Raw genomic sequence first — 24,053 nt, 5'->3', positions numbered from 1 at the left:
GACGCGGTCTTCGCCATGGGCCGCGACAGGGGCGAGCCGGAAGACGATCTGGTCCGCCTGCTCGCCCGGGTGAGCGCGCTCCAGGCTTCGGTCGAGACGCCCGAGGGCGCGGACCTGCTCGCCGGCTACAAGCGCGCCGCCAACATCCTGAAGCGCGAGGACTGGTCGACCACGCCCACCCCCGGCACGCGGCGAGCGAATATTCTTTCCTACACGGCCCAGAATGAGGAAACCGATCTGGACGAGGCGCTGGACGCGGCCGAGCCCAAGGTCGCGGCGGCGCTCGCCGAGGAGGATTATGAACGGGCGATGCGGGCGCTGGCCGCGCTGCGCGGCCCGGTGGATGCGTTTTTCGACAAGGTGACCGTCAATGATCCCGATGCCGCCAAGCGCGAAGTCCGCCTCGATCTCCTCGCCCGGATGCGCGCGCTGGTTCACCGGGTCGCGGATTTCTCGCGGATCGAAGGCTGATTTTTTTGCCCCAGGGAAGCTGAAACTTATGAAACTTCCGGCTGGGGCGCAGCCTGCATGAGCCGCCTCGTCTATCGCTTCGGCGGCGGCGCCTCGGACGGGGAGGCGGGGAACAAGGAATTACTCGGTGGCAAGGGCGCGAACCTCGCCGAAATGGCGTCAATCGGACTCCCCGTCCCGCCCGGCTTGACCATCGCGACCCCGGCTTGCGCCCTCTATTATGAGCAGGGCGAGGCGTTCCGCGCCAGCCTTGAGGGCGAGGTCGCCGCCGGCATTGCCCACATCGAGCAGGTCGTCGGCAAGCGTTTCGGCGATCCGGCCGATCCGCTGCTTGTCTCGGTCCGCTCCGGTGCTCGCGTCTCGATGCCGGGGATGATGGACACGGTCCTCAACCTCGGCCTCAACGACGAGACGGTGAGCGGTCTCGCGGCGGCCTCAGGCGATGCGCGCTTCGCCTGGGACAGCTATCGCCGCTTCATCCAGATGTACTCGAACGTCGTGCTCGGCCTCGACCATGGCCTGTTCGAGGAGGCGCTGGAGATCGCCAAGGAGGACAAGGGCGTCCACCTCGACACCGATCTTGGCGCCGCGGACTGGGAGCGGCTGTGCGCCCGCTATCGCGAGATCGTCGAGGAGGAATTGGGTCGCGCCTTCCCGGCCGATCCGCATGACCAGCTCTGGGGCGCGATCGCCGCCGTCTTCGGCTCCTGGCAGGGGGACCGGGCGAAGACCTATCGCCGGTTGAACAACATCCCGCACGATTGGGGCACGGCGGTCAACGTCCAGGCGATGGTGTTCGGCAATATGGGCGCGGACAGCGCCACCGGCGTCGCCTTCACCCGCGATCCTTCGACCGGCGAGCGGGCCTTTTATGGCGAGTATCTGATCAACGCCCAGGGCGAGGATGTCGTCGCCGGCATCCGCACCCCGCAATATCTCACGCGCGCGGCACGGGAAGCGGCGGGGGCGAGCGCGCCGTCGATGGAAGAGACGCTCCCGCAGGTTTACGCGCAACTCGCCGGCGTGTTCGACACGCTCGAGCGCCACTATCGCGACATGCAGGACATCGAGTTCACCGTCGAGCGCGGCGCCCTGTGGATGCTCCAGACCCGTTCCGGCAAGCGCACCGCCAAGGCGGCGCTGAGGATCGCGGTCGAGATGGTGGGCGACGGGCTGATTTCTGAAGACGAAGCCGTGTTGCGGGTCGATCCGCAAGCGCTCGACCAACTGCTCCATCCAACCCTCGACCCCGATGCGCCCCGCGACGTGATCGGCAAGGGCCTGCCCGCTTCTCCCGGCGCGGCCTGCGGCAAGGCGGTGTTCGACGCCGACACAGCCGAGCAATGGGCCGGCGGCGGCGAGAAGGTGATCCTGGTCCGCGTCGAGACCAGCCCGGAGGACATTCACGGCATGCATGCCGCCGAGGGCATCCTCACCGCGCGCGGCGGCATGACCAGCCACGCCGCGGTGGTCGCGCGCGGCATGGGTCGCCCTTGCGTCTCCGGCGCTGGCGGACTGGCGATCGACAATAAGGCGAAGCTGATGCGCGTCGGCGGCCGAGAGGTGCGCGAAGGTGACGTCCTCACCATCGATGGCTCCACCGGCGAGGTGATGCTGGGCGAGGTGCCGACCGTCCAGCCCGAGCTCAGCGGCGATTTCGGTATGCTGATGGGCTGGGCCGACACGAAGCGGCGCCTCAGGGTCCGCACCAATGCCGAGACCCCTGCCGATTGCCGCGCCGCGCGCGAGTTCGGGGCCGAAGGGATCGGCCTCTGCCGCACCGAGCATATGTTCTTCGATGCCGAGCGGATCGCCAATGTCCGCCAGATGATCCTCGCCGACAGCGAAGCCGGCCGTGGCGCGGCGCTCGCCAAATTGCTCCCCGCCCAGCGCGACGACTTCGTCGAGATATTCCGGATCATGGCCGGCCTGCCGGTCACGATCAGGCTGCTCGATCCACCGCTGCACGAGTTCCTGCCGCATCGCGAGGAGGAGTTCGCCGAGGTCGCCCGCGCCTCCGGCCTCGACATGGAGACGCTGCGCCGCCGCGCCGCCGAGCTGGCCGAGAGCAACCCGATGCTCGGCCATCGCGGCTGCCGGCTCGGCATCACCTATCCCGAAATCTACGCGATGCAGGTGCGCGCGATCTTCGAGGCGGCGCTCGAGATGGCCGGCGAGGGCGAGCCGCCCCTGCCGGAGATCATGGTACCGCTGGTCGCGACCCGGGCCGAGCTGGCGATCATCCGGCGCCTGATCGACCGGACCGCCGAAGCCGTGTTCGCCGAGCGCGGCACGTCGATTGCCTATCAGGTCGGCACGATGATCGAGCTGCCCCGCGCCGCGCTCCGCGCCGGCGACATCGCGGCGGAGGCGCAGTTCTTCAGCTTCGGCACCAACGATCTCACGCAGACCGCCTTGGGGGTCAGCCGCGACGATGCGGGCCACTTCCTGGGGGCCTATGTCGAGCAGGGCATCTTCGCCCGCGATCCGTTCGTCAGCCTCGATGTCGAGGGCGTGGGAGAGCTGATCTCGATGGCCGTGGAGCGGGGCAGGGCGGCCCGGTCCGATCTCAAGCTCGGCATTTGCGGCGAGCATGGCGGCGATCCGGCCAGCATCGCCTTCTGCGAGTCCGTCGGCTTGGATTATGTCAGCGCCTCGCCCTACCGCGTCCCGATCGCGCGGCTGGCGGCGGCGCAGGCGGCGCTGAGGACCGCCTAGAGCGGCCCGGGCCGCGCCGGCTCGCTCTTGCGTGCCTCGTCCTTGGCCGCGGCCTGGCGGAGCGACTGGAGCTCGGCATGCTGGCGGCGCAGCCTGGCCGCCTCGGCCTCCGCTTCCTCGCGGCGCTCGACCTCCTCGCGCCAGCGGCGCTTCCACTTCGGGCTGGCAAGGAAGGCCATGCCGAGGATCACGCCGAGCGCGAAAATGAGCGCGACGATCATCCATTGATCGGGGGTGAAGGCGGTCATCGGGCGAGGCTCCTCGATCGTTACGCGCGTCTAACGGCGCGCTCCGACCGATGGTTCCTTATTGCCCGGAGAGCAAGGCGTCGTTGATCGAGCAGGCCGCCGGGCCGAGGATGACGATGAACAGCACCGGCAGGATGAACAGGATCAGCGGCACGGTCATGATCGCCGGCAGCCGCGCCGCCTTCTCCTCGGCGCGCATCATCCGCTCGTTGCGGAACTCTGCCGAAAGGACGCGCAGCGCCGAAGCGAGCGGGGTGCCGTATTTCTCCGTCTGGATCATCGTCGTCACCACGCCGCGCACCGAATCGAGGTCGATGCGCTTGGCGAGGTTCTCGAACGCCAGCCGCCGGTCGGTGAGGAAGCCCAGTTCGATCGAGGTCAAGGCGAACTCGTCGCCCAGCTCCGGATAGGCCTTGCCCAGCTCGCGGGCGACGCGGCCGAAGGCGGCATCGACGGTCAGACCGGCCTCGGCGCAGATCACGAGCAGATCGAGCGCGTCCGGCAGCCCCTTGCGGATCGCATGGGTGCGCTTGTCGATCTTGTTCTTCAGCCACAGGTCCGGCGCCTTGTAGGCGAGCAGCAACGTGCCGGCGACGAGGGCGTATTTCTTCCAGGCGCCCCAGGTCGGGAAATAGTCGATCACATAGACGAGCAGGATCGCGCCGATGCCGAGCACGACCGGCAGCACGAAGCGGGCGAAGATGACGACGAAGGCCATGTCCTTGGAGCGGACACCGGCCTGCATCAGCTTCGCCTGCGCCTTCTGGACCTGCGAGTCCTGAAGCATTTTCAGCGACGAGAGCAGGCCGCGCACCTTGTCGGCCATCTCGTTTCGGTTGCTGATGGTCTTTCGCCGCTTGTTGGTCGAGGCGACGATGCCGGCCTTGAGCTGCTCGCGCCGCTCGTTGAGCGCCTTGACCCGCTTCGCCATGGGGTCGCGCACCGTCGTCGCGGCGTAGATGGCGACGAGCACCGCGAAGGTGGCGATGGCGGACAGCACGGACGCCGCCATGATCACATCGATGCCCATCACGGTCGGGCCGGTCGAAGGTGTCATCTCCCGTCCCTCCCTAGATCTCGAAGTTGATCATTTTGGCCATGATGAAAGCGCCGATCGACATCCACACCAGGCCGACGCCGCCGGCGATCATCAGCCGCGGATCGACGAAGAAGTTTTGCATATACTGGCCGTTGATGAACCAGATCAGGCCGAACACGATGAAGGGCAGGGCGCCGATGATGTAGGCGGACGCCTTGGATTCGGACGACATCGCCCGGATCTTGAGCTTCATCGCGGCGCGCTTGCGCAGCACCTCGGCGAGGTTCGACAGCGTTTCGGCGAGATTGCCGCCGGTCTCGCGCTGGATCTGCAGCGAGATGACGAAGAACTGGAATTCGGGCGTCTCCAGCCGGTCGGCGGTTTCCTGCAGCGCCGCCTCCATCGTGCGGCCGAGCTTCATCTTGTCGGTGACGGCGCGGAACTCGATGCCCACCGGATCGGGAATCTCGGTGGCCACGATGCCCATCGTCTCGGAAATCGGCAGGCCGGAGCGCAGGCCGCGCACCATCAGCTCGATCGCGTCCGGAAAGCGTGAGGTGAACTTGTCGACGCGACGGCCAATGAGCTTGCTGATCACAAGGTGCGGCAAGCCGATGCCGACGAAGAGCCCAAGGCTGATTGCAAGCATCCACGGCACGCCTTTGAACGCCAGTCCCAGGAAGGTTGCGACGGCGAGCGCGATCGAGGCGATCGCATATTGACCGAGCGTCCAGCTGCGGCCGGTGCGCTCCAGCCGGCGGCGGAGCAGGGCCGGCTTCGGGATCAGCCGCTGGGCCAGCCCCTCCATCCGGTTCTGGCGCTGGGCGAAGATGCGCTTGAGCTGCAGTTGCGCGACCGTCTCGGTCGAGCGGCTATGCCGCTCGCGCACCATTTCGAGCCGCTTTGCCTGCGCCTTGGAGGTCGACGGCCCGGCGAAGGCGGCCATGATGAGGACGAGCGTGGCCGCCAGGCCCGCCGCCATCAGCATGATCTGGAAACCGGACAATGTCGTCTCCCCGTCGGCGCGCCGCGCGTTGCGTCAGGCGGCCTTGGCCGCAGGCTTTTTGGCGACCAGAGCTTTGAGGCCGCCCAGCCTGCCGAGCAGCGAGGTGCTGGCCGCGGCTTCTTCCCCAGTTTCCTCGCCGCCCTGCGCCAGCGTCTGCTCCAGCAGCTGAGTAAGCGGCTGCGAGGTCTTGGCCGACTTCGTAGTCTTGGCGAGCGGCTGGCCCAGTTTCGCCGCCTGGGTCGCGGTCTTGGCGTCCAGCGGGATCTGGATGTCGACCTTGCGCTCGATCGAGTGCTCGAAATCCTTGCGGCTGACTTCCTGCCCGGCGGCCAGCGCCTTGTTGGCGACGACGATGACCCGCGCCTGCGGAGCGTTTGCCTTCAGCCATGAAAGCACCCGGATCGCATCGCGGGTCGCGGCCAGGGTGAACTCGACGACAACGATGACCGCCTGCACGTCGTTGACCAGATGCGGGTGCTGGATCAGCATGTGGCGGGGCAGGTCGATCACCGTGCCTTCGAAGGCGTGACGGATCTCTTCCTGGAGCTGGTAGAAAGCGGAGCCATCGGTGAGGAACGGCTGATTGATCGGCGCCTCGGCCGACAGCACGCAGAGTTTGTCATTGGCGCGGACCATTGCCCGCTCGATGAACAGGCCGTCGATCCGGCTCGGATTTTCGATAGCGTCGGTGAGGCCGCGGCCGGGCTCGAGATCGAGGCTCAGCGCGCCGGTGCCGAAATGGACGTCGAGGTCGAGCAAAGCCGTCGTGCGCCCGGCCTTGTCGCCCATCATCCAGGCGAGGGAGGAGGCGACCGTCGACGCACCGACGCCGCCGCGCACGCCGATCACCGCCGCGGCGACGTTCGGCCGCTCGCTCGCGGTCTCGTTCATGCGCGGGCCCGAAAGCGTCATCTGTGCATTGGCGAAGGCGTCACGCAGCTGATCGGCCGAGAAGGGCTTCAGCAGGTAATCCTGGATGCCGCTGGCGAGCAGGTCGCGATAGAGGCGGACGTCATTGACCTGGCCGGCGGCGATCACCACCGTGCCGGGCTCGCAGACTTCGGCGAGCGCGTTGATGTCGGAGAGTGGATCGCCGCTTTCCGACAGGTCGACGAACAGGATCGACGGGCTCGCCGCGACCGAGAGCGACTGGACGGCGTTGCGCAGCCCCCCCTTGTTGACCTTCTCCGGCGACCAGCCATGCTCGACCGCGATCGGCCGCAGCAGATCGGCGGTCGCATCCTCGCAGACGAAGGCCGTGAAGGGGTCGCGAAGCCCGCCAGGCCGGCCGGCATTGAAAGGCGCGTTCATTGTCCGCCTCCCCGGGTGGTGGCTGCCGGCAGGGCTTGCTGGCTCGTCGGCTGACGCTGTCGATAGACGCGGATCGCGCGCGAGGCGGTGCCCGCGGCGCCGTTGCCGGAATCGGACTGGCCGCGGACGAGGTCGGCCGGATTGGCGATCATGGTGGCGAGATTGGCGTTGGTCGCGCAGCCGAAATTGGTCGAGGTGTTCTGGCGCGGCGAGGCGCCGTTGTCCTCTGGGTTCCAGTCCGGGCAGCTCCGCACACTCGCGACGTCGCGGGTGGCGATCACGCGGACGGAGCCGGCGGGCACCTGACCGGGCGTGACCGGCGGGCCGTCCGCCAGGCTGAGGCCATATTCGGAGACGGCCAAGGCGATATCGTCGCGGGCGCGTCCCGCGCCATAGCCTTCGTCGACCGCAATGCGATCGCCGTAGCGCAGGCCGATCGAGGCGAACCAACCGTGCAGTCGCTCGATCTCGGTCCGCGACACGCGGCCGCCTTGTGTGGCGAGGTCGAGAACGAAATCGCTGCGCTCGACGACCGGCTGGTGGACCGAATAGAGGCTCGGATTATTGGCCGAAGTGAGCTCGTTGGTGCGCGGCGAAACGCAGCCGGCGAAACCGGCGCCCAGGGTGAGGGCGGCGACGGCGGTGAAGGTCCTGGTGCGAGACATGGGGCGGGTCCTTTGCTGCCGAGCGCTCAACGGAGCTCGAAACCGGGTTGTGGGGTGTTGTTGGCGCTCGTCTGGCGCCGGGCGGGCGCGCCGGCAGCCCGAGCCGGGGCGGGCTGGGCCGGAGCCGCCGCCGCCGAGCCGCCGCCGGTTTCGACGCCGGGCTGAACGACCTGGGGCGGGCCGGCGCGCGGCACCGGGCGGGTCTCGCCGGACCGGCTGCTATGCTCCTGGCCGAGCAGGACCCGCTCGCCGTCATTGGCGGTGCGCAGGCCGTCGGTCGGCAGCGCGATCTGGTTCGCGTTGACCGGCTGGACGAGATAGGGCGTCACGACGATGACCAGCTCGGTCTCGGCCCTGCGGAAGCGGGTCGAGCGGAACAGGGCGCCGAGGATCGGCAGGCTGCCGATCCCGGGTGCGCGATCGATGCTGTTGGTGTGGGCGTTGCGGAGCAGGCCGCCGATCACGAAGCTCTGGCCGGAGCCGAGCTCGACCGTCGTCTCCGCCCGGCGGGTGGTGATTGCCGGCACGTCGAAGCCGTTGAAGCGGATGCTGCCCTCCGACGAAAGCTCGGAGACTTCCGGCCGGACGCGGATCGAGATGCGGCCGTTTTCCAACACCGTCGGTGTGAAGGCCAAGCCGACACCGAAGGATTTATACTCGATCGTCACCGTACCGAGAGACTGCGAGATCGGGATCGGAAACTCGCCGCCGGCAAGGAAGCTCGCTGTCTCGCCGGACAGGGCGGTCAGCGACGGCTCGGCGAGCGTTGTCACCAGGCCATTGGTCTCGGCCAGGTTGAGGGTCGAGAGAATGTCCAGGCCAAACAGCCGGCCGGCGGCGCCGAGCGTCGTCGCTCCCGCCAGATTGGCGAAGGTATTCTGGATGCCAAGAACGCGCGGGTTGCCGGTGGCCGGGTCGATCAGCGTCTGCGACACGCGGTCGGTGATCGTGCCGGCGGCGCCGCGGCTGACACCGAACTGGAAGCCGCCGGTCGAATCGCGCGACAGGAGATTGGTGCCGATGTCGCGGACCACGGAGCGGCTCACCTCCACGATCCGCACCTGCAGCATCACCTGCTGCGGCGTCGCGGTGCGCAGCCGGCTGACGACCTGCGTGCCTTCGCCGACGAAAGCCTGGACGAGGCGCTCGGCCTCCTCCACGTCGGACGGCGAGGCAACCGTGCCGGTCAACAGCACCATATTGTTGAGCGTCGTCGCCTGAATGTCGGCTTCGGGCATCGCCATATCGAGCAGCTGATCGACCGAGCCGAGATTCTGGCCGACCCGGACGTTCGCCGAATAGACCACCCGTCCGGCGCGGTCGGTCGCATAGACCGTCGTGTTCCCGGCGGCGCGGCCGAAGATGTAGATCTGGTTCGGCGAGCGGACCTGGACGTCGGCGATCGTGTCGTTGGCGACGAAAAGATCGGTCATCGTTCCGCTAAGGCGGACCATCCGTCCGGCGCCGACCGAGAGGTTGATGTCGTTCGTCGGGGCCACCGCGCCGGCGGGCTGAGCCGCGGCCGGGCTCGCCAGCGTCGCCGCTGCGAGGCCCAGGGCGATCGCCCCGGCGAGCGCCGCCCCCAGCGGGCCTCGGCCGATCTTGTTGATCCTGCTCATCTTATCGTGCTCCCACCGGAACGAGCGTCACATTGTTGCCCCGCGCGACACGAACGACCGGGCCAACCGGCCTGCCATCCGGGCTCGTGGGACCCGAGCCTCCCGATGCCGCTGGCGCGCTGTTGTTCTCCCGCGCCCTGCCGGGCACGGTGCTGCGCTGAAAGCGGGACACGTCGGCGCCGACCGAATAGGTCGAGCCGGTGTCGATAGGGCGACTTGCGACCGCGAGCAGCATCTGCCGCTCGGCGTTCGGATCGCCATTTTGAGGAACCTGAACCTCGCCGGAGGCAATCGCGCGCTCCAGCTCGGCATTGTTGTCGGCAAGCGAGCGGAGCGACAGCGACAGCTGACCGAGCGTCTGCGCGACCGCGATCCGTTCCGCCATCCGCGGCGTCGCCTCGAGGGTGACGTTCGAGCCCGGCTGGGCGACCGAATTGCCTTCCTCGTCGCGCGCGTCGAGCCGTTGATCGACGGCGAGCACGCGCACGTTGCGGAAGATGGTCTCGGACGCGCGCAACGGCGCGCCGTCGCCCCCGCCCTCGACTTCCTGGGTCAGGACGATGTCGACCCGGTCGCCCGGAAAGACGAAGCCGGCGACGCCGCTCGAGGCGGAGACCGGCACGGCGACCGCGCGCATCCCCGGGCCCAAAGCCGCGGCGAGGAAACCGCGCTCACCGGGACGCACCAGCGAACCGCGCGTAACCGGTTGGCCGGCGGTGATTTCGGTGCGCACGACCGTGCCGATCAGCTCGGACGGATCGGCGGCGCCTTCCTGGCCGCGGACGAAATAGGCTTCCTGCACCAGGCCCTCGGGCCAGGGCTGGTAGCGCAGCATCTCGGCGTCGATGATGGTGCCGACCGGCAAGGTGCGGGTCGCGACCATCACCTGGTTCGCTTCCTGCTGGACGGCGGGGCTGGCCTGCGCCTCGGGCGCGGCGGCGCCAATGAACATGCTCCGCGCCATGAAAGCGGTCACGCCCGCGATGATGAGCGCGCCGACCAGCAGCGCAATTTTCCTGACGTCCATAGCGTTCGTCGCTCCCCCACCGGGAAAAAAGTTAATTCCCGTCTTCAGCCAAATTGGTAAAGAAACCGTTCGCTAATCAGCCACAAACCGCCGAATGCGATGGCCACCCCGTAAGGGATTTCCAGCGCGCCCGCGGTCCGCGCGAGCCGCTTTCGGATCAGCATCGCCAAAGTGAGCGCGCCGCCTGCAAGCGACATGATCACCAGCAGCGCGAGCACGGCCGGCCACGGCAGCCACAAAGCGAGCGCGCCGATCAGCTTGACGTCGCCGCCGCCCATCGCGCCGATCGCGAAGGCGCCGGCAAAGACGGCGAAGACCAGGGCAGCGACGCCGACCTGCAGCGCCACATCCGGCCAGAAGGGCAGCCCGTTCGCCCACCAGAAGGGGGTGGCGAGCAACGCAATGGCGAGATTGAGGCCGTTGGGGATCGTCCGCGCCGTGAGGTCGCCCCACGAGGCGGCGAGCAGCAGCACAGCCAAAACGGCGAGCAGAGCCCAGGGCAGCACGATCCACATGCCGCAAGGGTCTAGACGGCCATGCTTTCGAAACCGTAACCGGAGCCGAGATGGACGAAGCGGCCAACCCGTGGCGTGTGCTGCCTGCAGATGCGGTGCTGGACGAATGGCGCGCCGCCGACGGCTTCGCGTTACGCCGCCTGACCTGGGCGCCGGAGGGAGCGTCGCGCGGCGCCTTGCTGTTCGCCGGCGGACGTGGCGACTTCATCGAGAAATATCTCGAAGCCTATGCCTGGTGGCGAGCGAAAGGCTGGGCGGTCACCGCGTTCGACTGGCGTGGGCAGGGCCGTTCGCGTGGGCAGATCAGGCTTGGCAATTATGTGACCTTCAACGGCCTGGTCGACGATCTCGCGGCACTGATCGCCGACTGGCGCGCCGCTTCGCCGGATGGGCCGCACGTCGCGATCGGCCATTCGATGGGCGGGCACCTGTTGCTGCGCACCCTGATCGACAAGGCGCCGCCGCTCGATGCGGCGGTGCTGGTCGCGCCGATGCTGGGGGTGAATTCCTATCCCATGCCGGCCTGGCTGGCGCCGCAGATCGCCGAGCTCATGTGCCTTGCCGGCTGGCGCGACGAGACGGTCTGGAAGCGGGACCTCGCCCACAGCCGGCCCGGCGGCGTTCGCAACCGCAATCTCACCAGTTCCGCGGAACGATATGCGGATGAATTGTTCTGGTGGGAAGGCGAGCCGGAGATGAACGTGGGCCCGCCGAGCTGGGGCTGGCTGCGCGCCGCGTACCGTTCGGCGGCGAAGACGTTCACGCCAAGGAAGCTGGCAAAGGTGACGATGCCGATCCTCATCCTGGCCACGGAACGCGACCGGCTGGTAAGCGACGACGCGATCCGCGATGCGGCGGCGGCGCTTCCGAACGTTCGGGTCGAGTGGGTGAACGAGGCGGCGCACGAAATCCTGCGCGAGGTTGATCCGATCCGGCTGGACGCGCTCGGCCGGATCGATGCCTTCCTCGCCGGAATCGGACGGTGAGCCGGCGCTTCGACGTCGCGATCGCCGGTGCGGGGATGGCGGGGGCGAGCCTCGCCGCCGAGCTTGCCGGCCACGCCTCGGTCCTGATCCTCGAGGCGGAGAGCCAGCCCGGCTATCACAGCACCGGCCGCTCCGCCGCCTTCTGGTCGGAGACTTATGGCGGGCCGCTGATCCAGCCGCTGACCAGCGCCTCCGGGACCTTCCTCGCCGCGCCGCCGGCCGATTTCGCGGGCGCGCCGTTGCTCAGCCCGCGGGGCGCGCTGCACGTCGCCGAAACGGGAGGCGAAGCGGCGCTCGATGCGCTCGCCGCTGAGTTCGCCGGTTCGAACATCGTGCTTGAGCCGCTCGACCGCAAGGCGCTGGCGACGATACTGCCCGGTCTCAAACCGGGCTGGACGCGGGGACTGGCGGAGCCGAGCTGCGCCGACATCGACGTTGCCGGCCTGCACGCGGCTTACCTGAAGTGCGCGCGCGCGCGAGGCGCCGAGCTGGTCACCGACGCGTCGCTGCGCAGTGCGGCCCGAAGCAATGGCGGCTGGACGATCGAGACCGGTGCCGGTCGTTTCGACGCCGACATCCTCGTCAACGCCGCCGGCGCGTGGGCGGACGACGTGGCGCGGCGCGCGGGCGTTCGATCGCTCGGCATCCAGCCTTATCGGCGCACCATCGTCCAGGCGCGGATCGAGCCGCCGGCGCCGGCGGGGCTGCCCTTGGTCATCGACGCGGAGGGCCGTTTCTATTTCAAGCCGGAGGCAGCCGGGCGATTGTGGCTCAGCCCGCATGACGAGACGGCCTCCGATCCCTGCGACTGCGCGCCGGAGGAGATCGACGTCGCGCTGGCGATCGACGGGCTGGAGCGTATCGTCGACTGGCGGGTTGCCGCGGTCGAGCGGCGCTGGGCGGGCCTGCGCAGTTTCGCGCCGGACCGGCTGCCGGTCTACGGGTTCGCCGAGCCCGCCTTCTTCTGGTGCGCGGGGCAGGGCGGCTTCGGCATCCAGACCGCGCCGGCCGCGGCGAAGCTGGCCGCGGCGCTGCTGCTCGGCCATTCGCCCGGGATCGACCCGGCTCATTATTCGCCCGCGCGCTTCGCGAACTGAGCCGCGGCGGCGCAGGCGAGGGCATCGGCGCGTTCGTTCTCGGGATGGCCGGCATGGCCCTTCACCCAATGCCACTCGATCCGGTGCGGCCCGCAAGCCTCGACCAGCTCCTGCCAGAGCTCGGCATTCTTGACCGGCTTCTTGTCGGCGGTCCGCCAGCCGTTCTTTCGCCAGCCATGGATCCACCTGGTGATGCCGTCGCGGACGTAGAGGCTGTCGGTGTAGAGCTGGACCCGGCAGGGGCGGGTCAGCGCCTCCAGGCCGCGGATCGCCGCGAGCAATTCCATCCGGTTGTTGGTGGTCAGCGGCTCGCCGCCGGACAGCTCCCTTTCGCGGCCGCCGGCGCGGATCACCACGCCCCAGCCGCCGGGCCCCGGATTGCCCTTGCAGGCGCCGTCGGTGAAGATCTCGACGTCGGTCACGCGAAGAGGCCACGCCACAGAGAGTCATTCCGGCGGAAGCCGGAACCCATGAACACCGATTGACCCAGGTTTGCCGAGACCGTGTTCATGGACCCCGGCTTGCGCCGGGGTGACTCAGGAAGGTCGGGCGTCACGCCGCCTTCAGCGCGGCGGGGAGCTTGAAGACCATATTCTCCTCGATCCCCTCGACCGGCTCTTCGGTCACCCCGAACCGTTCCTTCAGCCGCTCGACCACCTCGCGGACCAGCACTTCGGGGGCCGAGGCGCCGGCGGTGATGCCGAGCGTCCGCACGCCCTCCAGCCAGGCGAAATCGACGTCGCTGCCGCGTGCGACCAGCCGGGCGCGGGCGCCGGCCCGCTCCGCCACCTCGACCAGCCGCAAGGAGTTGGAACTGTTCGACGCGCCGATCACCAGCATCGCGTCGCAGCGGCCGGCGATCGCCTTCACCGCCCCCTGCCGGTTCGAGGTCGCGTAGCAAATGTCCTCGCTGCGCGGCACCTGGATCGCCGGGAAGCGGCGGCGGAGGATCGCGACGATCTCCGCCGTGTCGTCGACCGACAAAGTGGTCTGGGTGAGGAAGGCGAGGCCGCCCGCCGCGGGCGGGCTCACGATCTCGGCGTTCGCCGCCGATTCGACCAGGGTCATGCGGCCCTCGGGCACCTGGCCGAAGGTGCCGATCACCTCGGGATGGCCGGCATGGCCGACGAAGAGAATATGCCGGCCCTGCGCGATCAGCCGCTCCGCCTGGCGATGGACCTTGGAGACGAGCGGGCAAGTGGCGTCGAGATAATTGAGGCCGCGCTCCGCCGCCTTGGCCGGCACCGCTTTGGGGACGCCATGGGCGGAAAAGACGACCGGCACGCCGTCCGGCACCTCGTCCAGCTCGCGCACGAAGATCGCGCCCTTGGCCTTCAGGGTCTCGACGACGAACTTGTTGTGGACGATCTCGTGCCGGACATAGACCGGCGCGCCATATTGCTCGAGCGCCAGCTCGACGATCCGGATCGCCCGGTCGACGCCGGCGCAGAAACCGCGCGGCGCGGCGATGAGCAGGGTGAGGGGCGGTTTGCGATCCATTGTCTGGCATTTAGGAGCGTGCGCCGCCATCGTCCACACCAGTTCCCCGGCGAAGGCCGGGGCCCAGGCGGCGCTATCGCGCCGTTCCTTGCTTAGGACTGGACCCCGGCCTTCGCCGGGGAGCAACAAATGGCGACGCCCGGTGCTTCCCGCCGACGTTGGATACGCGCGGCGGTTCATCGCTTGCTCAGCCCGAGCGCGCTTCCTATGATCGCGACGGCGCGCTAGGGACGCCGCCTGACATAGCTCATTTCTTTCGAGGTTTCCTTGCGCCCCTTCCGATCCAAAGCGGCCGCCGCCGCCCTCCTCGCCTTCGCCGTCGCCGGCTGCGCGCGCCCCGGCGACATCATGCAACAGGGCATTCTCACCGCCTATACGGCCTGCCCGCCGGTGGCGATCGCCGCGCCGACCGGCGACATCACCCTGTTCGATCCGGCGAACAGCCGCGATTCCACCGCGATCGACGTCGTCGCCCAGATTACCAATCTGCGCGGCACCTGCGACGAGACCGGCACCTATATCGTGACCAACGCGACCTTCGAGGTGCAGGCGCGCCGGCGCGACAACCGCGGCGCCCGCCAGGTGATCCTGCCTTATTATGCCAGCGTCGTGCAGGGCGGCAGCGCCGTCGTCGCCAAGCGGGTCAGCCGGGTCGCGCTCAATTTCGCCGACGGCCAGTACACGGCCGGGAGCACGGGCCAGGCGACCACCCAGGTGCTGCGCTCCGCCGCGACTTTGCCCGAGGACATCCGCCGCCAGATCACCCGCGAGCGCCGCGCCGGCGACCCGCTCGCCGCCGTCGATCCGCTCTCCGACCCCGCCGTCCGCGCCGCGGTCGATCGGGCCCGGTTCGAGGTGCTGGTCGGCTTCGACCTGACGGAAGAGCAGCTGCGGTACAACGCGACGCGGTAGGGCGTTGCGGATCATCGGCACGCTTCCTCGCCGCCCGTACCGTCACCCCGGACTTGATCCGGGGTCCACCTGCCTTTGCAGCGCTCGCCGCCTAGCTGGGCGGGAAGAACAGGTGGATGCTGGGTCAAGCCCGGCATGACGAAGGCGTGGCGCGTTCGACGTGCCCACTTCCTGCCTCCCAAGATAAGTTGAGGAAGTTGAGACTTGCCAAGAGGTGGTCATCGCTCCTCCTCTGACGTCGCCAGATCGTCCCAGAAATCCTCCGGCAGACGCTGAATTGTGCGGCTCTGCCAGGCGCGGGCGAGCTGGTCGTCGGTCCAGTCCCAGATTTGCGCCGTGTCGAGATCCGAGCTGTCGATCCCTTCTTCGCCCGGCGAGGCGGCGTCGTATCCGGCCTCATGCGCCGCCCGGCAGGCCTCGCGGCTGAACGTGAAGCACAGCGCCGTGCCACGACCGGCGGTGCTGCCGGCAGGATCGCCGCCGGCGGCCAGCCAGTGCATCAGGCCGCTGCGGTAAACGCGGACCCATTGATCGGCGTCCCATTCCGATTTCCTCGTAAAATCGATGTCGCTTACGTCGATCGTGTTCGGATCGACATCGAGATAGTCGGGGCAGCCGGACAGACGGGCGAGGGTCGTGAGCTCGGGATCGTTGTCCCGCCGCTTCAGCGGGGCGGAGACTTCCGGCTCCGGCTCGACCGGCCGCCGCGCGTCGACGAAAGCGTCGGCGTCGCCGCCGTCGGCGAGGCAATCGAGATAGTCGTCGAGACCTTCGGACAGGGCGCGGAGATGCGCGTCGCTTTCCCCCTCGCGCTCGGCGAGGCGGTCGAGCCGGGTCAGCATCGCCATGGCGAGGCGGTTGTCGTGATAATGATATTCGCTCACCACCTCGCCATCGCGCTTGCGGACCGAGACGCAGCCGGCGACGGCGCGGGACTGAAGCTCCGAGGCGATGCGGGCGCGGGCGCGGTGGACCAGGATCGCGTCCCACATCTTCGCGAAGGCGCGGCCCTGCCGCCGGTTGCGGAAGGCGTAGGCCGAAGCGGCGGAGAGGCCGGCGGCGCGGGCGGCGTGCTCGACCACGCCGACCGCGGCGAGATCGTGCAGGAAGGCGGCGATGGCGTCCGGCGTCCAGCCGTCATGGCGCGGCTTGCGGATGCCAGGCGGGAAGGTCTCGGCGAGCGTGTCGTTCAACTCGTCCGAGATCAGGCGCGTTTCCGGATTTTCCGGGAAATGATCCGGCAGATTGAAGGGAGAGGCGGGCTCATCGGTCGCCGCCTCGGGGGCGAGGGGGTTGGTGGTCTGCTCCATCGGGCAGGATAGGCCATAAAAGGAGGCGTGTAGGAAAGTGGTTTCGCTGGTGCGGCGGCTTTCGACCCAAATCGGACATAACGCTTCGGCTGTGGGCGGCTGGAGGCGGCCTTTCTTCACGCCTTCGTGGCCGAGTGATGGAGCGCGACAGGGCTGAGTTCGTGCGGCGCGACCGACTCATCAAGGAACGCGCGAAACACTGGAGAGAAGGTTGACTTGCGCAAGCTCCACCACGATTGAACACCCGGCTGATGGAAGTACATTTGGATGTGGTTCGACCACGGCTCCCATTCCGCCTCACCAAGGCGCCCTTTCCTGAACTGCAGGTACATATTTTCATAATGCTTGAAGAGCGCGAATAAGGCGGTCAGAAACCTCATCCGATCGGCGTCGTTCAGATCGGCGAACGTGGCGTTTGTGCTCAAGAGACCGGCGGTGAATGCCTCGGCGCTATCACCGATCACCTGGGCCAAGGCCATCCAATTCCCGGCGATCGCCTGTTCGGTTTGCGCGCGAGTCGCGTTAGCCTGCTCGCGCATCTGAAACCCGACAAAGATCAGCGATGCAAAGACTGCTACCGCGCCTGCGACCTGGCTCAACAGGGCGAGGCTCTCAAGCGTTATCCCTAACTGCGACATCGGCGCAACATAGCATGCTGGCGTGCGCGGTCACTATGGAAGCCGACGAGAAGGAACGAGAGGCGCAGAACCATTCGTCGCCAAGCGAGCTGATCGTAATTTGCCAGCGTAATGTCCGCTTTCCACCCGCAGCGGACGATCGGTCGTTCGATTGAGAAGAAGATGGACCCCGGATCAGGTCCGGGGTGACGAAGGGCTGGAGCGATTGACTCCTTTCCGCCCCTCCGCCATGCCGCCCGCGTCCATCAAGGACGCGCGGGAGAGGTCCGCCTTTGCCTTCGGGCGATGGTGGGCGCCGAAGGAGCAACCGCCCCGGAATCTCTCAGGCAAAAGGACCGCGCGGCCAAGGACGCTCTGGAAAGTGCCCTCCTTCGCCCTTCGGGGCTTCGGCGGGCCGCCGAAGGGGTAACCCGCCATAGCCTCGGCGAAGGCGGGGAAAGCTCTCAGGTTTCCGCGACAGAGGGGGCGCCGATTCAGGCTGGCGTGCGTTGCGCCAGAGGCGGCGTGACCGGAGCGGACGATGAGCGAAACCCAGGCGACCCTTCCCCTCGACGGCTGGCACCGGGCACGCGGCGCGCGGATGGTGCCGTTCGCCGGCTATGCGATGCCGATTCAATATGAAGGCATCATCGCCGAGCACAAGTGGACGCGGGCGAATGCCGGGCTGTTCGACGTCAGCCATATGGGCCAGATGATCGTCACGGGCACCGAGGCGGAGAAGGGGCTGGAGGCTTTGCTGCCGGCCGATCTCGGGCTGCTCAAGGACGCGAAGCCCAAATATTCGCTGCTGCTCAACGCCGAGGGCGGGATCATCGACGATCTGATGGTGACGCGGCGCGGCGAGCATTTCTACCTCGTCGTCAATGGCGCGGTGAAGGCGGGCGACATCGCGCATCTCGAGGCGAAGCTGCCGCGCGGCGTGTTGATCGACCATATGCGCGAGCAGGCGCTGCTGGCGCTGCAGGGGCCGAAGGCGGTCGACGCGCTGGCGCGGCTGGTGCCGGGGGTCGAGGCGCTGACCTTCATGACCGCCGGCGCTTATGAGATCGGCGGCGCGCGGGCGTGGATCAGCCGCTCAGGCTATACCGGCGAGGACGGGTTCGAGATTTCGGTGCCGGCGGCGGAGGTGACGCGGATCGCCGATCTGATCGCGGCCGAACCGGAGGTGAAGCCGATCGGGCTCGGCGCGCGCGATTCGCTGCGGCTGGAGGCGGGGCTGCCGCTTTATGGCCATGACCTCGATCATCATACCACGCCGGTCGAGGCGGATCTGACCTTCGCGCTGTCCAAGCGGCGGCGCGGCGAGGGCGGCTTTCCGGGCTGGGAGCGGATCGCCAGGGAGCTGGCCGACGGGCCGGTGCGCAAGCGCGTCGGGCTCGCAATCGAGGGCCGCCAGCCGGTGCGCGAGGGCGCGGCGGTGGTCGACGTTGACGGCGACGAGGTCGGCAATGTGACCAGCGGCGGCTTCTCGCCCAGCCTCGAGCGGCCGATCGCCATGGCTTATGTGCCGGCCGCCTCCGCCGAGCCGGGAGCCAGGATCAGGCTGGTCCAGCGCGACAAGCTCTTCACCGGCACGGTCACGCCGATGCCGTTCGTCCCCCACCGCTATCACCGCAAGGGAGCGCCGCAATGACGACCTATTACACCCAGGAGCATGAGTGGATCGCCGTCGAGGGCGACCAGGCGACGGTCGGCATCACCGATTATGCGCAGAGCCAGCTGGGCGACGTCGTGTTCGTCGAGGTGCCGGAAGCGGGCCGCGAAGTGAGCAAGGGCGGCGAGGCGGCGGTGGTCGAATCGGTCAAGGCGGCGAGCGACGTCTATGCGCCGGTCAGCGGCACCGTCACCGAGGGCAACCAGGCGCTGGCCGACCAGCCGGACCTGGTCAATTCCGACCCGGAGGGCGAGGGCTGGTTCTTCAAGCTGACGCTCGGCGACACCGGCGAGCTGGAAGGGTTGATGAACGCCGATCAGTACAAGGCCTATTGCGAGGGATTGTGAGGATCTCCGTTCCTTGTTCCCCGGCGGAGGCCGGGGCCCAGGAGCGCCGCGAGGCGCTTAATGGGAGGATGATTATCCGGCTTGCGCCGGCCTGGGCCCCGGCCTTCGCCGGGGAACTGCAACGATGGTGAATGTCACGTCTCAATGGTCGGCGAGCGACTATGCGGCCAATGCCGCCTTCGTGCCCGAGCTGGGTGCGGCGGCTCTGGCCCTGCTCAACCCGCGGCCGGGCGAGCTGATCCTCGACCTCGGCTGCGGCGACGGGGCGTTGACGGCAAGGATCGTGGCAGCAGGGGCGCGGGCGGTCGGCGTCGACAGCTCGGAGGAGATGGTGGAGGCGGCGCGGGCGCGCGGGCTGGAAGCCTATGTCGCCGACGCCGAGGCCGGCCTTGCCGGGCATGCCGAGCGGTTCGGGCGATTCGACGCCGTCTTCTCCAACGCCGCCTTGCACTGGATGACCGAGATCGAGGCGGTGGCGGCGGGCGTGTTCGCGGTGTTGAAGGAGGGCGGCCGCTTCGTCGGCGAGATGGGCGGGGCGGGCAATCTCGCGACGATCCGCGCCGCGCTGCGGGCCGAGCTTGAGGGGCGCGGCTATGCCATGCCGGCCGAGGACCCGGCCTGGTATCCGGACCCGGAGAGCTTCGCGAAGATCTATTGCGGCGCCGGCTTTGCGGCACTGCGTGCCGAATTGATCGAGCGGCCGACGCCGCTGCCGGCGGGGGTCGCCGGCTGGGTGAGGACCTTCCGCTCCGGGCTGCTCGACAGCCTGATGGTGCCTGAGTGGGAGCGCGATGAAATTGCGGCCTCGGTCGAGGCGCGCGTCGAGGACCAACTGCGCCAGCCGGACGACAGCTGGTGCGCGGATTATGTGCGACTGCGCTTCTGGATGCGGAAGCCGGAGTGAGAAAATCTCCCCTCCCGCAAGCGGGAGGGGAGGAATGGGAGACTTGAATGCGTTACCTGCCTCTTTCGGACGCCGACCGGCGCGAGATGCTCGGCGTCATCGGCGCCGGATCGATCGACGATCTGTTCGTCGACGTGCCGGATGCGGCGCGGCTCGACGGGGCGATCCACGACCTGCCGAATCATGCCAGCGAGCTGGCGGTCGAGCGGCATATGGGGCGCCACGCCGGGGCCAATCTGGCGGCGCGCGAGGCGCCCTTCTTCATCGGCTGCGGCGCCTATCGCCACCATATCCCGTCGAGCGTCGATCATCTGATCCAGCGCGGCGAATTTCTGACCAGCTACACGCCCTATCAGCCGGAGATCGCGCAGGGCACGCTCCAGGCCCTGTTCGAGTTCCAGACGCAGGTGGCGCGGCTCTACGGCCGCGACGTCGCCAACGCCTCGATGTACGACGGCTCGACCGCCTGCTGGGAGGCGATCGCGATGGCCGGGCGGGTGACGCGGCGAAAGAAAGCGGTGCTCTCCTCCGGGCTGCACCCGCATTATGTGTCGGTCGCCAAGACGATGGCGAAATTCACCGGCGATGCTTTGGAGCATGAGGCGCCGACGCTGGAGGCCGCGACGGACGTCGATGCGCTGGCGGTCGACGGCGACACGAGCTGCGTCGTCGTGCAATATCCCGACATCCTGGGCCGGATCGCCGACCTTTCCGCGCTCGCCGCGCGCTGCCACGAGCAGGGTGCGCTGCTTGTCGTCGTGAACACCGAACCGGTGGCGCTGGGGGCGATCAAGAGCCCTGGCGAGATGGACGCGGACATCGTCGTCGGCGAGGGCCAGTCGATCGGCGTCGGCCTCAATTTCGGCGGGCCTTATGTCGGCCTGTTCGCCTGTCAGGAGAAGTTCGTCCGCCAGATGCCGGGGCGGCTGACCGGCGAGACGGTGGACGCCAGCGGCAAGCGCGGCTTCGTGCTGACACTCAGCACCCGCGAGCAGCACATCCGGCGCGAGAAAGCGACGTCGAACATCTGCACCAGCTCGGTGCTCTGCGCGCTCGCCTGGACGATGCACATGACCCTGCTCGGCGAGAAGGGCCTCAGGCAATTGGCGGCGATCAACCATGCCAAAGCGGTCGCGGCGGCGGAGCGACTGTGCGAGGTGCCGGGCGTCCGGCTGCTCAATGAGAGCTTCTTCAACGAGTTCACCCTCGTCCTGCCGAAGGAGGCGCGGCCGGCGGTGCGGGAGATGGCGGAGGCCGGCGTGCTCGGCGGCGTCTCGCTCGGGCGGCTCTATCCGGACGAAGCGGGGCTGGCCAGCGGGCTGGTCGTCGCGGTGACCGAGACGGTGACGGAGGAGGATGTCGAGATTCTGGCCAAGGCGCTGACGGGAGTGCTGGCATGAGCATCAACCAGAGCGGATGGCGCCCCGAGATGGGCGGCGCGACGGCCGAAGCGGCCGGCACCTGGACCGGCAACAGGGCGCTGATGCTCGAGGAGCCTCTGCTGTTCGAGATCGGGGACACCGATGCCACCGGCGTGGATTTCGATCTTTTTTGTTCCCCGGCGAAGGCCGGGGTTCAGCCCCAAACAAACAACGGCGCGGCAGCGCCGCCTGGGCCCCGGCCTTCGCCGGGGAACAGGTTGGGCGGGCTCGAGCGCAATCGCGACATCGGCCTGCCCGGTCTCTCCGAGCCGGAGACCGTGCGCCATTACACCCGCCTGTCGCGGCAGAACTATGCCATCGACCTCGGCCTGTTCCCGCTCGGATCGTGCACGATGAAGCACAATCCGCGGCTGAACGAGAAGGTGGCGCGGATGCCGGGCTTCGCCGACATCCACCCGCTGCAGCCGGCCGACACGGTGCAGGGCGCCTTCGCGGTGATCCATGAGCTCGGCGAATGGCTGGTGAAGCTGACCGGCATGCACAGCGTGGCGATGAGCCCCAAGGCGGGCGCGCATGGCGAGCTGTGCGGACTGCTCGCGATCCGCTCGGCGCTGGAGGCGCGGGGCGACGCGCGCGCGGTGATCCTGGTGCCGGAGAGCGCGCACGGGACCAACCCGGCGACCGCCGCCTTCGCCGGCTATCGGGTCGAGAACATCCCGGCGACGCCGCGCGGGCGCGTCGACCTGGAGGCGCTGAAGGCGCGGCTGGGGCCGGACGTGGCGGCGGTGATGATCACCAACCCGAACACCTGCGGCCTGTTCGAGCCGGACATGATCGCGATCAGCGCGGCGGTCCATGAGGCCGGCGCCTTCGTCTATTGCGACGGCGCCAATTTCAATGCGATCGTCGGCCGCGTGCGGCCGGGCGACCTCGGCATCGACGCGATGCACATCAACCTGCACAAGACCTTCTCCACCCCGCATGGCGGCGGCGGGCCGGGCTCGGGGCCGGTGGTGTTCTCGGCCGCCCTGTCGCCCTTCGCGCCGCTCCCCTTCGTCGAGAAGCAGGGCAAGGCCTATGCCCTTGTCGAGGAGGAGACAGCGGAAGAGCATCACGGATCGAGCTTCGGCCGAATGACCGCCTTTCATGGCCAGATGGGCATGTTCACCCGGGCGCTGACCTATATATTGAGCCACGGCGCCGATGGCCTCAGGCAGGTCGCCGAGGATGCCGTGCTCAACGCCAATTATGTGCTGCGCAGCCTGGACGGGGTGCTCGACGCGCCGTTTGGGGCCAGCGGGCCGTGCATGCATGAGGCGCTGTTCAGCGACAAAGGCTTTGGCGGCGGGCTCTCGACGCTCGACCTCGCCAAGGCGCTGATCGACGAGGGCTATCATCCGATGACGATGTATTTCCCGCTCGTCGTCCATGGCGCGATGCTGGTCGAGCCGACAGAGACCGAGAGCAAGGCTGCGCTCGACCAGTTCATCGGCGCGCTGCGCAGCGTCGCCGAGCGGGCCAAGGCGGGCGATCAGAGCCTCAAGGCCGCGCCGGTTCACGCGCCAAGGCGACGGCTGGACGAAACGCTGGCGGCGCGAAAGCCCGTTCTGGTCTATAAAGAGCCGACACAGGCCGAAGCGGCGGAGTAACCGCCGCGCGAAGATGGGGAGGGAACATGCGCACAGCGGGATTCGCTTTGCTTGGTTTCCTCGGCGGGGCGTTGGCGGGGTTCGCCCTCGCCACCTTGGTCGTCATCCTCTGGTACGACGCGCTCGGCATCGGCGACCATGGCGGCGACGGCATGTCGGGCATGGCCACCTTCATCGTCCTGGCGCCGGCGTTGAGCCTGATCGGCGGCATCGCCGGGGCGGTCCTGCTCGGCCGGAAAGCGGGGGAGGGGACGAGATCGCCGGCGTTCGCGGTTGCCGCCGCGCTGATCGTCCTCCTCTTCGTCGCCCTGTTCGGCTTCAGCGGGATGTTCCTGTGAACCAGCGGCTCGACGCCTTCACCGACGCCGCCTTCGCCTTCGCGGTTACCTTGCTGGTGATCGGCGGCAGCGAGGCGCCGACATCGGTGGCGATGCTGCGGGCGGCGATGGCCGAAGTGCCGGCCTTCGCGATCGGCTTCGCAATCATCGCCATGTTCTGGTTCGCCCATGTGCGCTGGCGCCACTGTCGCGGCGAAGGCAGTTGGCTCTCGATGTTGCTGTCGGTGCTGCTCATCTTCCTCGTCCTGATCTACGTCCAACCGCTCCGGGCGATGGCGCGCTCGCTCAGCACCTTCCTGGGCGGAAGCGGGACGCCGTTCCAGGGCGCGGTCGGCGATCTCTTCTTCATCTACGGCCTCGGCTTCGTCGCGATGGCGGCGACCACCGCCTGCCTCTTCATGGAGGCGCAGCACAGCCCGGAGATCGACGCTGAAACGCGGGTGTCGGCGCGCGGCGAGGCGATCATCTGGCTGATCCTGGTCGCGACCGGCCTGGTCTCGATCCAGCTGACCTTCTTTCGCGCCACCGCCAATTTTTCGCCGATGGTCTATGCGACTTTGCCGATCAGCATCGGCCTCTTCACCTGGCGCTACGACTGGGGCGGGCGGCGCGCGGGCGGGCCGAAGGAGGAATGACCGACCATCGCCGCTCCGCGCCGCATGTCGCGCGCAACGCGGAGCCGATCGCCGAAGTGCTGCACGACATGCTCCCGGCGCG

At 68.4% G+C, this 24,053-nt stretch carries 24 protein-coding genes and 2 riboswitches; of the genes, 12 read left to right on the top strand and 12 right to left on the bottom strand.

Going from position 1 to position 24,053, the window contains the following annotated elements; translation table 11 throughout:
• Both ACT4N3_RS08100 and ppdK read left to right on the top strand, forming a co-directional pair.
• Positions 1–471 (top strand): DALR anticodon-binding domain-containing protein (locus ACT4N3_RS08100; protein WP_444854709.1); only part of this gene is annotated, 471 nt, incomplete at its 5' end.
• Positions 472–528: 57 nt separating this feature from the next.
• Positions 529–3,189, top strand: coding sequence for a pyruvate, phosphate dikinase (ppdK, locus tag ACT4N3_RS08095; protein WP_444854708.1), 2,661 nt, complete (start codon positions 529–531; stop codon positions 3,187–3,189).
• Here the strand turns inward: ppdK and ACT4N3_RS08090 are convergent.
• The 8 genes from ACT4N3_RS08090 to ACT4N3_RS08055 are packed head-to-tail and all read right to left on the bottom strand — an operon-like array spanning position 3,186 to position 10,619.
• A complete protein-coding gene (locus ACT4N3_RS08090; protein WP_444854707.1) occupies positions 3,186–3,437 on the bottom strand; it encodes a hypothetical protein in 252 nt (83 codons plus the stop codon). The genes ppdK and ACT4N3_RS08090 overlap by 4 nt on opposite strands.
• 58 nt (positions 3,438–3,495) lie before the next feature.
• A complete protein-coding gene (locus tag ACT4N3_RS08085; RefSeq protein WP_444854706.1) occupies positions 3,496–4,494 on the bottom strand; it encodes a type II secretion system F family protein in 999 nt (332 codons plus the stop codon).
• Between the two features lie 13 nt (positions 4,495–4,507).
• Entirely contained in the window at positions 4,508–5,482 is a 975-nt protein-coding gene (locus ACT4N3_RS08080) for a type II secretion system F family protein (RefSeq protein WP_444854705.1), read from the bottom strand.
• 33 nt (positions 5,483–5,515) lie between these two features.
• On the bottom strand, positions 5,516–6,793 hold the full coding sequence (locus ACT4N3_RS08075) for a pilus assembly protein CpaE (protein ID WP_444854704.1): 1,278 nt from the start codon (positions 6,791–6,793) through the stop codon (positions 5,516–5,518).
• Positions 6,790–7,458, bottom strand: coding sequence for a CpaD family pilus assembly protein (locus ACT4N3_RS08070; protein WP_444854703.1), 669 nt, complete (start codon positions 7,456–7,458; stop codon positions 6,790–6,792). Before ACT4N3_RS08070 ends, ACT4N3_RS08075 begins: the two co-directional genes overlap by 4 nt.
• 26 nt (positions 7,459–7,484) lie before the next feature.
• Positions 7,485–9,077 (bottom strand): type II and III secretion system protein family protein, encoded by a 1,593-nt coding sequence (locus tag ACT4N3_RS08065; RefSeq protein ID WP_444854702.1) that lies wholly within the window; start codon positions 9,075–9,077, stop codon positions 7,485–7,487.
• A 1-nt stretch (position 9,078) separates the two neighbouring features.
• Positions 9,079–10,104 (bottom strand): Flp pilus assembly protein CpaB, encoded by a 1,026-nt coding sequence (cpaB, locus tag ACT4N3_RS08060; RefSeq protein WP_444854701.1) that lies wholly within the window; start codon positions 10,102–10,104, stop codon positions 9,079–9,081.
• Between the two features lie 44 nt (positions 10,105–10,148).
• Positions 10,149–10,619 carry an A24 family peptidase gene (locus tag ACT4N3_RS08055; RefSeq protein WP_444854700.1) on the bottom strand — a complete coding sequence of 157 codons (471 nt, stop codon included), beginning with the start codon at positions 10,617–10,619 and terminating at the stop codon, positions 10,149–10,151.
• A gap of 50 nt (positions 10,620–10,669) precedes the next feature.
• On the opposite strand from ACT4N3_RS08055, the gene ACT4N3_RS08050 reads away from it, so the two are divergent.
• Positions 10,670–11,605, top strand: a complete 936-nt coding sequence (locus ACT4N3_RS08050; protein ID WP_444854699.1) for an alpha/beta fold hydrolase — start codon at positions 10,670–10,672, stop codon at positions 11,603–11,605.
• On the top strand, positions 11,602–12,702 hold the full coding sequence (locus tag ACT4N3_RS08045; RefSeq protein ID WP_444854698.1) for an NAD(P)/FAD-dependent oxidoreductase: 1,101 nt from the start codon (positions 11,602–11,604) through the stop codon (positions 12,700–12,702). The genes ACT4N3_RS08050 and ACT4N3_RS08045 overlap by 4 nt, the downstream gene beginning before the upstream one ends.
• Here the strand turns inward: ACT4N3_RS08045 and rnhA are convergent.
• Both rnhA and ispH read right to left on the bottom strand, forming a co-directional pair.
• Positions 12,675–13,124, bottom strand: coding sequence for a ribonuclease HI (gene rnhA / locus ACT4N3_RS08040; protein WP_444854697.1), 450 nt, complete (start codon positions 13,122–13,124; stop codon positions 12,675–12,677). The two genes, ACT4N3_RS08045 and rnhA, sit on opposite strands and share 28 nt — an antisense overlap.
• Positions 13,125–13,254: 130 nt before the next feature.
• Complete coding sequence (gene ispH, locus ACT4N3_RS08035; RefSeq protein WP_444854696.1) at positions 13,255–14,202, bottom strand: 4-hydroxy-3-methylbut-2-enyl diphosphate reductase; 948 nt, start codon at positions 14,200–14,202, stop codon at positions 13,255–13,257.
• A gap of 267 nt (positions 14,203–14,469) precedes the next feature.
• Between ispH and ACT4N3_RS08030 the strand changes: the two genes are divergently transcribed.
• Positions 14,470–15,114, top strand: coding sequence for a hypothetical protein (locus ACT4N3_RS08030; protein WP_444854695.1), 645 nt, complete (start codon positions 14,470–14,472; stop codon positions 15,112–15,114).
• A 218-nt stretch (positions 15,115–15,332) separates the two neighbouring features.
• Here ACT4N3_RS08030 and ACT4N3_RS08025 read toward each other — a convergent pair whose 3' ends face one another.
• Complete coding sequence (locus tag ACT4N3_RS08025) at positions 15,333–16,424, bottom strand: hypothetical protein (protein WP_444854694.1); 1,092 nt, start codon at positions 16,422–16,424, stop codon at positions 15,333–15,335.
• Between the two features lie 116 nt (positions 16,425–16,540).
• The gene (locus ACT4N3_RS08020) at positions 16,541–17,062 is read right to left on the bottom strand and encodes a hypothetical protein (RefSeq protein ID WP_444854693.1); all 522 of its coding nucleotides are present in this window, start codon (positions 17,060–17,062) and stop codon (positions 16,541–16,543) included.
• Positions 17,063–17,308: 246 nt separating this feature from the next.
• Positions 17,309–17,410, top strand: a riboswitch (glycine riboswitch).
• A 4-nt stretch (positions 17,411–17,414) separates the two neighbouring features.
• Positions 17,415–17,524: riboswitch (glycine riboswitch) on the top strand.
• Between the two features lie 58 nt (positions 17,525–17,582).
• Here ACT4N3_RS08020 and gcvT point away from each other — a divergent pair.
• From gcvT to ACT4N3_RS07985, 7 genes are all read left to right on the top strand, one after another.
• Positions 17,583–18,695 (top strand): glycine cleavage system aminomethyltransferase GcvT, encoded by a 1,113-nt coding sequence (gene gcvT / locus ACT4N3_RS08015; protein WP_444854692.1) that lies wholly within the window; start codon positions 17,583–17,585, stop codon positions 18,693–18,695.
• Positions 18,692–19,063: a glycine cleavage system protein GcvH gene (gcvH, locus tag ACT4N3_RS08010; RefSeq protein ID WP_444854691.1), complete on the top strand. Its 372-nt coding sequence runs from the start codon at positions 18,692–18,694 to the stop codon at positions 19,061–19,063. Before gcvT ends, gcvH begins: the two co-directional genes overlap by 4 nt.
• Before the next feature lie 124 nt (positions 19,064–19,187).
• Positions 19,188–19,967: a class I SAM-dependent methyltransferase gene (locus tag ACT4N3_RS08005; protein ID WP_444854690.1), complete on the top strand. Its 780-nt coding sequence runs from the start codon at positions 19,188–19,190 to the stop codon at positions 19,965–19,967.
• A 47-nt stretch (positions 19,968–20,014) separates the two neighbouring features.
• On the top strand, positions 20,015–21,367 hold the full coding sequence (gcvPA, locus tag ACT4N3_RS08000) for an aminomethyl-transferring glycine dehydrogenase subunit GcvPA (protein ID WP_444854689.1): 1,353 nt from the start codon (positions 20,015–20,017) through the stop codon (positions 21,365–21,367).
• The gene (gene gcvPB / locus ACT4N3_RS07995; RefSeq protein WP_444854688.1) at positions 21,364–22,998 is read left to right on the top strand and encodes an aminomethyl-transferring glycine dehydrogenase subunit GcvPB; all 1,635 of its coding nucleotides are present in this window, start codon (positions 21,364–21,366) and stop codon (positions 22,996–22,998) included. Before gcvPA ends, gcvPB begins: the two co-directional genes overlap by 4 nt.
• A gap of 26 nt (positions 22,999–23,024) precedes the next feature.
• Positions 23,025–23,336 (top strand): hypothetical protein, encoded by a 312-nt coding sequence (locus ACT4N3_RS07990; protein ID WP_444854687.1) that lies wholly within the window; start codon positions 23,025–23,027, stop codon positions 23,334–23,336.
• Positions 23,333–23,971, top strand: a complete 639-nt coding sequence (locus tag ACT4N3_RS07985; RefSeq protein ID WP_444854686.1) for a TMEM175 family protein — start codon at positions 23,333–23,335, stop codon at positions 23,969–23,971. The genes ACT4N3_RS07990 and ACT4N3_RS07985 overlap by 4 nt, the downstream gene beginning before the upstream one ends.
• Positions 23,972–24,053: the final 82 nt, after the last annotated feature.

Origin of the sequence: Sphingosinicella sp. (genome assembly GCF_052388015.1) — a bacterium.
GTDB lineage: Bacteria > Pseudomonadota > Alphaproteobacteria > Sphingomonadales > Sphingomonadaceae > Allosphingosinicella.
This window is presented reverse-complemented; position numbering and strand designations above follow the sequence as displayed.